The sequence below is a fragment of the Bradyrhizobium elkanii WSM2783 genome (assembly GCF_000472865.1).
In the GTDB taxonomy this organism is placed as follows: domain Bacteria; phylum Pseudomonadota; class Alphaproteobacteria; order Rhizobiales; family Xanthobacteraceae; genus Bradyrhizobium; species Bradyrhizobium elkanii_A.
On sequence record NZ_AXAP01000148.1, the window covers coordinates 1 to 10,496 of the forward strand.

11 protein-coding genes and 1 riboswitch are annotated in these 10,496 nt (G+C 59.5%); of the genes, 7 read left to right on the forward strand and 4 right to left on the reverse strand.

Annotation, left to right across the window (positions count from 1 at the left end; genetic code table 11):
• The 3 genes from YY7_RS62790 to YY7_RS55815 all read right to left on the reverse strand — a co-directional run.
• Positions 1-350, reverse strand: a 350-nt coding sequence (locus YY7_RS62790; protein ID WP_210164759.1) for a hypothetical protein, incomplete at its 3' end; no start/stop codon positions are given.
• A gap of 41 nt (positions 351-391) precedes the next feature.
• Positions 392-494, reverse strand: a riboswitch (SAM-I-IV-variant riboswitch).
• A gap of 784 nt (positions 495-1,278) precedes the next feature.
• Entirely contained in the window at positions 1,279-1,560 is a 282-nt protein-coding gene (locus tag YY7_RS55810) for a cupin domain-containing protein (protein WP_051397351.1), read from the reverse strand.
• A 422-nt stretch (positions 1,561-1,982) separates the two neighbouring features.
• A complete protein-coding gene (locus YY7_RS55815) occupies positions 1,983-2,816 on the reverse strand; it encodes a winged helix-turn-helix transcriptional regulator (protein ID WP_051397352.1) in 834 nt (277 codons plus the stop codon).
• 163 nt (positions 2,817-2,979) lie between these two features.
• On the opposite strand from YY7_RS55815, the gene YY7_RS0147880 reads away from it, so the two are divergent.
• The 4 genes from YY7_RS0147880 (at position 2,980) to YY7_RS0147895 (ending at position 5,824) form a co-directional block, all read left to right on the forward strand.
• Positions 2,980-3,678: an alpha/beta fold hydrolase gene (locus YY7_RS0147880; protein ID WP_028169186.1), complete on the forward strand. Its 699-nt coding sequence runs from the start codon at positions 2,980-2,982 to the stop codon at positions 3,676-3,678.
• Between the two features lie 20 nt (positions 3,679-3,698).
• Positions 3,699-4,112, forward strand: coding sequence for a cupin domain-containing protein (locus YY7_RS0147885; RefSeq protein ID WP_028169187.1), 414 nt, complete (start codon positions 3,699-3,701; stop codon positions 4,110-4,112).
• A gap of 241 nt (positions 4,113-4,353) precedes the next feature.
• Positions 4,354-4,779, forward strand: a complete 426-nt coding sequence (locus tag YY7_RS0147890) for a MarR family winged helix-turn-helix transcriptional regulator (protein WP_245287694.1) — start codon at positions 4,354-4,356, stop codon at positions 4,777-4,779.
• A gap of 67 nt (positions 4,780-4,846) precedes the next feature.
• Complete coding sequence (locus YY7_RS0147895; RefSeq protein WP_028169189.1) at positions 4,847-5,824, forward strand: nitrilase-related carbon-nitrogen hydrolase; 978 nt, start codon at positions 4,847-4,849, stop codon at positions 5,822-5,824.
• Positions 5,825-5,895: 71 nt separating this feature from the next.
• Here the strand turns inward: YY7_RS0147895 and YY7_RS59770 are convergent, their stop codons facing one another.
• Positions 5,896-6,357 (reverse strand): winged helix-turn-helix transcriptional regulator, encoded by a 462-nt coding sequence (locus tag YY7_RS59770; protein ID WP_080664196.1) that lies wholly within the window; start codon positions 6,355-6,357, stop codon positions 5,896-5,898.
• Between the two features lie 84 nt (positions 6,358-6,441).
• On the opposite strand from YY7_RS59770, the gene YY7_RS0147905 reads away from it, so the two are divergent.
• The 3 genes from YY7_RS0147905 to YY7_RS0147915 all read left to right on the forward strand — a co-directional run bounded on the left by YY7_RS0147905 (position 6,442) and on the right by YY7_RS0147915 (position 10,113).
• The gene (locus YY7_RS0147905) at positions 6,442-7,620 is read left to right on the forward strand and encodes an alkene reductase (protein WP_028169191.1); all 1,179 of its coding nucleotides are present in this window, start codon (positions 6,442-6,444) and stop codon (positions 7,618-7,620) included.
• A gap of 290 nt (positions 7,621-7,910) precedes the next feature.
• Positions 7,911-8,057 (forward strand): hypothetical protein, encoded by a 147-nt coding sequence (locus YY7_RS55820; RefSeq protein WP_349642725.1) that lies wholly within the window; start codon positions 7,911-7,913, stop codon positions 8,055-8,057.
• A gap of 268 nt (positions 8,058-8,325) precedes the next feature.
• Entirely contained in the window at positions 8,326-10,113 is a 1,788-nt protein-coding gene (locus tag YY7_RS0147915; RefSeq protein WP_028169192.1) for an adenylate/guanylate cyclase domain-containing protein, read from the forward strand.
• Positions 10,114-10,496: the final 383 nt, after the last annotated feature.

Genomic DNA, 10,496 nt, shown 5'->3' on the forward strand with positions numbered 1-10,496 from the left:
TTCATTAGGATGCTCGCCGCATCGCGCGGACTTCCGACGCGAACCGCTCCGGCCACACAGCCGCAACTGATCTTCCGCTTGATCCAGGCGCGATCGCCGTTGTCGCGGGCGTCTAAATTCTCTCGCGTGGCCTTCTCAGCTGGTGTTGTTAGTGACCACAGGCGGTCCCCATGGTCATCACGTGCAAGAAAAAGCGCTTCATGAAGAGTGTCGATTCCGACGTTTAGGTGCCATGCCCCAGCGAACACCGCGTCATCTGGAATATCTCCCCAATTCTGGGGCTGATGACTCCAGGGATCGACAAATGCGCTCTGATGCTCATCGAGGGGACTAGAGAATACGTCAGCCATAAAAAATACCTCCATCGCATTGGCGAGGAGGCTGACACCCGTGCGACCCGTATCGTTGCCGAATTGGCCGCATCCCCTTGCGGGAGCCACCTTGCCCGGGACGGCAGGTTGGCGAGGGCGTCAGCCCCTCTCTTGATGCACGCTAACAATATAGTGGCTTTGGAGATTCTTCCAGAGCGTCACTAGCCCCACAGTTTTTCGACAGACCAGGGGCCCGCTCCTCCTCGGATCTGCGCCGCGAACGGGAGGCGGATGAGTAGTCGATCCTAGCAGTCAGTCGCAACGGTGCTGAACGGGCGTTTACGCCTGTTCAGTCAATATTCAAAACGAAGCGGATAGTTCGCGCGAGCACCTCTCAGAAAGGAGGAGGCACCAAAATGAAGCGGCTTCTGATAATCGGACTACCGTCTGTGCCTTTGCACTCGCGCCAACCGTTTCGGCATCGGCTATGCCCGTAGCAACCCCCTATACGCTGGGCGGAGCCGATGAAGCGGTTATTCAGGTCAAGGGCGGCCACGGGCATGGGCATGGGTGGGGCCATCACGGCGGTCGCGGCCATCACTTTGGTTGGTACCGTGGCCATCACTACGGTTGGCACCGCGGCCACCACTGTGGCTGGTGGCATCATCGCCATTGGTGGTGACTTTCACCTCATGAGAAAGGGGGCTGCAGTAATTGGCGGCTTCTTTTTCGCTCAATGTCGTCAATCAAGGACGTTCGCAGTTCGGTCACTATCGCGGATAAACCAGACATAGCGTCGACGACTCGCTTCGGCCGCGATGACCCGGATGCATGGTACGTGAAGCGGCGTTGAGCCGCGTGAGACATCGCATGCTTTCGGCTGGAGTCAGGGAGCGTACCAGGGGCAAAGCGGCGGATAACGCTTTGCCGGTTTGAGTGGTCGGCTGCGCGCCGCGGTGGCGAAAAGTCAACGCGCCGGAACGAAATCGATTTCACCCACACCTTGTAAATTCAGAAACGTGAGCGATTTCGCGCCACCGTTGGTCACCAGATGCGGTCGCGCCGGTCTGACTACATAGACTTCGCCGGGCTTCAGATTCACTTCCTCTTTTGGGTCCTGCAAGAACAGCTTCACGTGTCCTTCCAGAACGTAGAAAGTATCGGAGATATTGGTGTGGCTGTGCCAGGGCACCTTCTGCGTCAGCGAGAGCTGCAAACTCCAGAATACGAAATCCCGGGCGGACTGCATGCTCAACACGACGCTCCACCTCATAGAGATGGCTGGAGTCCGGATGCGCTTCCTTCATGTCGGGCTTCCCTAGTGGGCAACTAGTAGATCCGACGTTGCCACGCACCGCAATGGCGCTCTCCTGTTTGCTGCGGTGCAGAAGTCCGCATGTGGCCTTCTGAGACATGCCAACTGCTATGATGAATGGCCGCATTCGGGGGCAAAGCGGAAAACATGGGCTCATACTGAGTTCTTCTCAGTTTGACCCGAAGCGGTCCTCGGAGCGAAATCGAGGTCGGGCTGGTTCGCGCATCTTAGCTGGCCCATGAGAGTCGGGGGGACTCGAGACAACCAGACGGGCGGCTGATGTCCCCCGGGAGGTTGCAGCGGGCCCCCGCTCGAGATCACTCCAGGGATAACGAACAACCGAGCCAAGGACGGCGTTACGGTGACCGCGAGTCGTACGCGCGCCTGCGATCTGTCGCGCGCGAACCGCCGGGCGACCGAGCCCGCATTCCGCGGGGCCGGGACGGCAGCCTATCCGAATGATCGGTCTCAACGGAAACAGGCCGCGCAGCGAAGTGCAGGGCCGGAGCATTTCGGTTGCTTACCGTTTCAAATCGCAGCCAGACAGGGAACGCTCTCGCAATCCGCTGATCGCCATCGAACTGCAGTGCCGTGCGGGCTGCGTCGCGCCATTTCCTATGGCCAAGATAGACCTCGACGTAATCGCGGATATTGCCGCGAAGTGTAAGATCGACGGCAAATCCCGGGTCCTTCATGCATACATCGACACCCGATCGTCCGAGGATCAACCACATGATTCGGAATTTCGTACGGCTCGCCGGCACGCCAGAAAATTCGAAGCGCAGGACGATGCGGCGATCCGGCAACGCGCTCAGATCAACACGCCTGCGCAATCCCCATATCAGGAGGGCGGGATCAAGATCGGAACGTTTGATCCGGTCCCGGGTGTGGGTCATTCCCCACTGGCCGAGTGCTTCCACCACCGCACGCAAGTCCTCGCCGGCGGGCGTGAGCCAGTACTCATGACCGGCGCCATCGGAGCGCGGCCGGCGATCAATGACACCGTAGTTCTGCAGCTCACGCAGCCGGGCGACCAGGACGGCCCGGGAGATCAGCGGCACGCCGCGATGGATGTCGCTGAAAGAGAGTGAGCCAGCCATCAGCTCGCGCACGATGAGCGGAGTCCAGCGGTTGGCGAAAATCTCCGATGCCTTTGCGACCGGACAGAACTGACCGTAATCGGTTGACATGCGCGCGATGTAGTCACCCGCGGGTCAACTTCAAGTATGAAAAACAGACTAGGCAGAAGGAGGCGCCTCCTCCACATGTCGGCGCGATGCCGCTATTTGCGCGGTCCCTTTCACCTTCAGGTCGTCTCGTGTTCGGCGCCGATATCGCAAGGAATACATCGCAATGACAGATTACGTCCTAATCCACGGAGCGTGGCATGGCAGTTGGTGTTGGAGTCGCGTGCGCGGCCTGCTGGCGTCGGAAGCGCACAGGGTATTTACGCCAACGCTGACGGGCATTGGAGAACGCTCGCATCTCTTGAGCCGCGATGTCGGCCTCGACACCCACATCGCAGATGTCGCCAACCTCATGATTTTTGAAGACCTGCGCGAAATCGTCCTGGTGGGACACTCCTACGGCGGAGTCGTCGCGCGTCACGTTGCCGACCGTATGCCGGACCGGGTTCGCTCTCTTGTCTATCTCGATGCTTTCGTGCCTGACAACGGCAAAGCACTTTTTGACTACTTGCCTGATAGCGGCAGGAGGTACCGGGAGCTGGCTGTGGCCAACGGCGATGGTTGGAAGGTCCCGCCACCCCCGGCGCGGTCGTTCGCGGTCAACGCGGCAGATGCCGAGTGGGTGGACCGACAGTGCACGATGCACCCGTTGTCCACTTTTGAAGTGCCGGCGCAGATCAGCGGGGCCTGCGATGGCGTCCCAGCCATCGGATACATTCTGGCGGCCGGCTTTGAGGGGCCATTCAGGCAATTTTTCACCCAGGCAGGAGAGCGCCGCTGGTGGCAGGCGGAGCTTGCGTGCGGACATGATGTGATGCTCGACATGCCAAAAGAGCTGGCGGTCCAGCTGCTACAGCATCGGTGAAAGTTCGACAGGAGCTTGCGATGAAGTTTGCATACCTAGGTTCAGTTATAATGCTACTAGCGGCGCCGCTGCGAGCGGGTGAGAATGGCATCGTGGAGAAGCCGATTTTGTCGACTTCGACAACTGCGATTGACCAACCCCTTGTCCTGTCGCTAGACGACCCACAGGTGACTGTGTCTGTGTACGAGATCCGTCCAGGCACTGTCCTGCCAGAACATCAGCACAAGTACCCGCGATACGGGTATGTCTTGTCCGGGCAGCTTCGTGTGACCTACACCGCAACCGGTAGAAGCGACGTTTACGGACCTGGCGACTTTGTCGTTGAGGCGATAGAGCGGTGGCACACAGGCAGGGCTGAGGGCTTGGAGCCGGTCAAGTTGCTTGTCATTGACCAAGTAGAAAGGGGGCAGAAGAACATCGACATCCGCAAGTGATCGACCCGCGCAGCCTTGATCATCAAGCGCGCCAGCACAGGACGTGTCTCTTGCGCTCAATCACCGTCGGGTACCGTATATCCGCGACTGACCTAAGTCGGTTACACGTTGGCGCGCCCCGGTCCGGCCATGGTTCCAGTGGGTGGGACGACTGCGAGAACATATTCACGATTTGGAGAGCAATCCGTTGATTTGTGTTGCATATACACTAATTTAAGTGAGTTATAGCAGTGGAATGCAAATGATCGACGCTTTGGCGAACGAGATAAATCGTGAGTGTCTACTGACGCGGACGCGCCAGATTTCACGGGTTATCACTAGTATCTATGATCAGCACCTTCGACCATTCGGCATCAACGCACCTCAGTTTTCTCTCCTGGTCGTCATCGCACGGCTTGGAGAGGCGAGCCGCGCCGAGATCGGCCGGCAAAATCATCAGGAAAGATCGACGCTAACGCGAAATCTTCAGCTGATGCTGTCAGAAGGCTGGATCATGGAAACGGCGGCTTCCAATTCTCGGGGGGGCCGGGCAATCGCGATAACGAAAGCAGGGAGAAAGCTGCTGAGCGAGGCCGCGCCAGCATGGCGCGCTGCCCAAAAGCTCGGAAAGGATCTGCTGGGCGAGAGTGGTGTGGCGGCCGTTAAGAGTATTGCCAAGGGACTCTGACGGCTTGACGCGCAGAGGCAGCCTTTTGCCCATTCCGTTGTAGGTACAACATAAGGAGGTACAATCCATGAGTAAAGTTAGAGCCGCCGCGGTGCAAATCAGTCCGGTCCTATATAGCCGTGAGGGTACGGTGGGAAAAGTAGTTGAAAAAATCGCCGAGCTCGGACGTCAAGGTGTACAGTTCGCGACGTTCCCCGAAACGATCATTCCGTACTATCCCTACTTCTCGTTCGTGCAGTCCGCTTTTCAGCTCAATCTCGGTAAGGAACATCTTCGGTTGATCGATCAGGCGGTCACCGTTCCCTCGGAAGTCACCTCCGCGATCGGCGAGGCGTGCCGGCAAGCTGGTTTGGTCGCGTCGATCGGCGTCAACGAGCGTGACGGAGGAAGCCTATACAACGCACAACTGTTGTTTGACTCCGATGGAACTCTGATTCAACGCCGCAGGAAAACTACCCCAACTTACCACGAGCGCATGATCTGGGGACAGGGCGACGGGTCGGGCTTGCGTGCTGTCGACAGCGCGGTGGGGCGTATCGGGCAGCTCGCTTGCTGGGAGCACTACAATCCGCTCGCGCGCTATGCTTTGATGGCCGACGGCGAACAGATCCATTCCTCAATGTATCCCGGCTCGTTTGCAGGCGACCTGTTCTCGGAACAAACGCAGGTCAATATCCGGCAACATGCGCTGGAATCGGCATGCTTCGTGGTCAATGCGACCGCCTGGCTCAGCCCAGACCAGCAGGCACAAATCATGGAGGATACTGGCTGCAGCATAGGGCCGATCTCGGGAGGTTGCTTTACCGCAATCGTGTCGCCAGATGGGCAATTGATCGGAGAGCCGCTTCGCTCGGGCGAGGGTGAAGTGATCGCAGATCTCGACTTCGCGCTTATTGATCAGCGGAAACGCCTGATGGATTCCCGCGGTCATTACAGCCGGCCGGAACTGGTTAGTTTGCTTATCGACCGCAGCCCAACGCAGCATCTTCATGAACGCAGCGGGCATGGTCGCGTATCCTCGGTGCAGGAGTTTGTCGAGGCATGAGGTCGACGATGTGTTTGACGGGCCAGCGTCGCGCAAAAGATCAGCTAACGAAGGGCCTTTCCGATCGGGAGTTATGGACGGCGGATGCGCGACAACGATACGCCTGGACGCGGTGTCGCGCGGGGCTCACGTAATGAGGAATGCGCCTGAACCTCTCGGACAGTGCGATCTCGAACGACAGCGTCGCATGGCAGAAGCCTATGGACCTCATCGAGCTCCTTGGCGTGATGGGCTCCCCATTCGATGACCGCCTCCAAGATGGACCGCAGGCTTTCGCCGAGCGGGGTGAGCAGGTATTCGATGCCCTGACGATGTCCGGCGCTGGGCTGCCGGCTCACCATTCCGTGTTCCTCAAGCGCTCGCAGTTGCTCGAGCAACACCTTCTGCGAGATGCCGGTGATGCGCTGTTCCAGCTCGCATGTGCGTTGCGGGCCATCCAACAGCACATGAAGGATGACCGCCTTCCAACGTCCCGAAAAGACGCCTAGCGCGCGCTCGGCCGGCAAGCCCGGCAGTCTCTTCATGATCTTCATTCGCCACCACTGACTAAACGGTGTGTAGATGGGTACGGCTGCCGAAAAGTAAACCTTCGATGGCAACCGACCGAGGGAAAAGCTATGACTGACCTATTCGAATCTCAACTGCTTGGCGGCACTGTTCCGCTGAAGAACCGCATCGTCATGCCGCCCATGACTCGCACGCGAACGTCTGAGGGCGACCTCCCGACCGATGGTGACCTCCCGAACGAGCTGATCGCCACCTATTACGGCCAGCGGGCCAGTGCCGGTCTGATCATTACCGAGGCCGCCGACGTGGATCAGTCCAGCCACGGTTACGCGAGGACACCCGGAATTCACTCGGAAGCCCAAATGCAGGGCTGGCGTCTGGTGACCGATGAGGTTCACCGTCATGGCGGCACGATCTTTCTGCAGTTGTGGCACGTCGGCAGGATGGCCCATTCCTCGATTCTGCCGAACGGCCAGGCCCCGGTGGGTGTCACCGCGCAACGGGCAGAGGGTTCGTCGGTGTTTGCCCACGGCCCGGACGGCCGGTTGGGTTATATGCCTGCGGAGACGCCGAGGCCCCTCAGCACGGATGAGGTGTCGGCCATGGTGGGCACCTTCGCCAAAGCCGCCGCCAATGCACGGCACGCCGGTTTCGATGGTGTCGAACTCCATGCAGCCAACGGCTATCTGTTCGACCAGTTCATGAACTCGGTGCTCAATACGCGCACCGACCGCTACGGCGGGGGCAGCATGGAAGATCGTACGCGCTTCCTGATGGAAGTCGTCGATGCAGTGGTGGCTGAATTCGGTCAGGGGCGCGTGGGTGTTCGCCTGTCTCCGTTCGGCAAGTACAACTCCATGCCGCCGGAGCCGCTTGTCGAGGAAACGTTTTTGTACCTTGCCGAGCAATTGGGGCGTCGCGGCGTGGCATACATCCATCTGCTCTACGAGCTTATGCCCGAAGGAAATATGGAGACGGCGGAGTTCAAACCTCGGTACCTTGACCACGCTCTGCTTGCCAAGGTTCGGGCGGCGTTTCCTGGCGCCTTCATCTGGTGTGGCGGCTTCAAGGACCGCGAGCGCGCCCAAGCTTCGCTCGACACCGGGCTGGTGGACCTGATCGCCTTCGGCAGACCGTATATCGCAAACCCGGACCTTGTTGAGCGTCTCAAGCACGGCTGGCCGTTGGCCGAGGCCGACCGATCAACTTATTACACCCGACGCGGCGAGGTGGGTTACACGGACTTCTCTGCATATCGATCGGTAGCGCTGCACGCAGCGGCAGGTTGACCGCGGCGGTAGGTCGAGCAGGTGTTGGGGCCGGGCGGTTCTGCGGACCCCTGCTGGTCGACCACGAAACTCGGCCGCACGACGCTGGCGAGGTCGTCCTGATCTCCCCCGTGATTGCGGATCAGGTGCGCTTGGCCGCCCTTGTTCACGAGAGGTAGAGACATCATGACAAAACGGGCATTTCTCGTCACCGGTGCCAGCAAAGGCATCGGCCGCGCGCTCTCAACGCGGCTCGCCGCTGCCGACACAACGCACATGCGTTTGTTTACGTGCTGGAGGGCTCCGTCGTGATGCAGTTGAAGGGTGGACAAGAGGTGACACTGACACCGGGACAGACCTTCTATGAAGGCCCTGGCGATGTTCATGTCCTCGACCGGAACGCAAGCCGCACCCAGCCGGCGAAAAAGGGCGCCCCGGTGCTCGTGCCCGCACAGTGACGGTTACAACCCAAACTGTTGCGACCCAAGTACACGAAATTGATTGCGGGAAACGCTCTGCCTGATGTTTGCTGCGATGCCTGAGTCCGCTTGTGGCCCGATTGAGACATGCAGGCGGACACAAAGAAGGTCTGCTTATGAGGAAGAACCGGAAGTCGTCGGCGCACGGCCAAATCGACGCGATTGACCCATAGCGGGCCTTCAGAACCCTATGGACTCGCCGCGATTTTACCTCGTAGTCTTGTTTTTTATAAAGCGGAGCCTACACATGGCGGAGGCGCGGGTCGGACGCAGGTTGGCGGCCATAGTCGCGGCTGACGTTGCAGGCTACTCGCGGCTCATGAGCTTCGACGAGGTCGGCACCGCCCACACGCTCCGCGAGCACCGAGCGGTGATTGACGCACTTGTGGCCAAACGCGGCGGCCGCATCGTCAAGACTACCGGAGACGGTGTGCTGCTTGAGTTTCCCTCGGTAGTTGATGCAGTCGAGTGCGCGGCCGCTATGCAAGTGGTGATGGTCCAGCGGAACAATGGGATCCCCGAGGCGCGGCGCATGCTGTTTCGGATCGGGATCAACCTCGGCGACATTCTGATCGAGGGGGATGACATTCTTGGCGATGGCGTCAATGTCGCGGCCCGACTTGAGGGCATCGCCGAACCGGGCGGCATCTGTATCTCAGCTTCCGTGTACGATCAGGTTCGCGGCAAGGTCACGGTCGAATTCATTGATCGTGGCGAGCAAAGGCTGAAGAACATCAATCGCCTGGTGCGCGTCTACGCGACAAAGTCGATTAGTAATTTCGGGACGGTTGCGCCTGACATGCCGCCTCCGCACCCTCAGATCCATGAGTCACTTCCGCTTCCCGACAAGCCGTCGATCGCGGTGTTGCCGTTCCAAAACATGAGCGGCGATCCGGAACAGGAATATTTTGCCTGCGGCATAGTCGAGGATATCATTACAGCGCTCTCCCGTATCCGCTGGCTTTTTGTGATCGCTCACAATTCGAGCTTTACCTACAGCGGGCATGCCGTCGATGTGAAGCAGGCTGGGCGCGAGCTAGGCGTTCGCTATGTGCTCGAGGGTTCAGTGCGCAAAGGCGGCAACAGGATACGCATCACCGGACAATTGATCGATGGGCTTACAGGCGTGCATCTGTGGGCCGAGCGCTACGACCGCGATCTTGGCGACATCTTTGCGGTTCAGGATGAGATCGCCGCGAGCGTCGCCGCAGTTATCGAGCCGGCATTGGCTGCCGCCGAGCAAGAGCGCGTGCTGCGCAAACCGCCTGAGCGACTTGACGCGTGGGAAGCCTATCAGCGCGGCCTTTGGCACCTCCACAAATACCGACCGCAGGAGAACAAAGCCGCGCTCGCCTTCTTCAGCCAAGCTATCGCGCTCGATCCGAATTTCGCTCCCGGCCACTATGGATATGCGCTGGCTCTCCAATGGGACATCTGGCACTTCTCGAGTCGCCCCTTCTTGGAGGTTCAAGAAACCGCTCGCGAAGAAGCGCAAATCGCGGTATCGCTCGATGACAAGGATGCGGTGGCGCATGCTGTGCTGGCACACATGCTGATGTGGGGTAGCGAATGGGAGGCGGCGATCGCCGAAGCGCGCACCGCAATTGCCCTCAATCCAAACAGTGCCTTTGTCATCAGCATGCTTGGTTGTGTGCTCGGGTTCGGCGGTTATCGAGAGGAAGCACTCGAAAGGCTGCAGCAGGCAATGCGTGCCAGTCCACACGATCCGCTGATTTGGCTTTGGTTGATCTGGCGTGGGCTTTTGCAGTTCTTTTCACGCGATTTCATCGCTGCGCTGCAGACATTGCGCCAAGTTGCTCGCCTGCGTCCGGGTTATGCCGTCACTTCCCAGTACCTCGCGGCGTCGCTTGCTTATCTCGGGCGTTCGGACGAGGCGCGCGAAACACTTGAACGTATCCCCCCTCAATCGGCGGATCAGCTTCAGCGTTGGCAGCAAAGGCCGCCCTGGATGCGGCCCGAGGATTATGCGCTTCTCGTCGAAGGTTTTGGCCTTGCAGCAGGAGAGCGGCGTTGAGTGACGCCGCGATCTCTATCATCTCTACGACTTTCAGACGGCAAGCTCGCTGTTCTGCAGCGAGCGAGGACATCAAACTGGGCCGACTTCCGTTGTTGTGAAGGGTTTCGGATGCCGGCCGCTTGAGGGAGGGCGCGGCGTATTCGGCGGCCGGCGTCCGAAAGCCTCCAAGGGAGGAAACCGCGCGTGAGAAACGTAAGGCGGTGCGGCAGGCGTTATGGGGATTTGAGCGCCGCGGGCGAGCTCGTTGATTGAGATCGAGTCGGCCCAACGAGTTGCGCGACGGTGAAGTCGCTGACGAATGCGCGGCGGATGGCCTTGAACTCGACAAGTTGTCCGACGATTTGCGACGGCTGGTGGATATCTGGGCGCGCTCTGCCGTG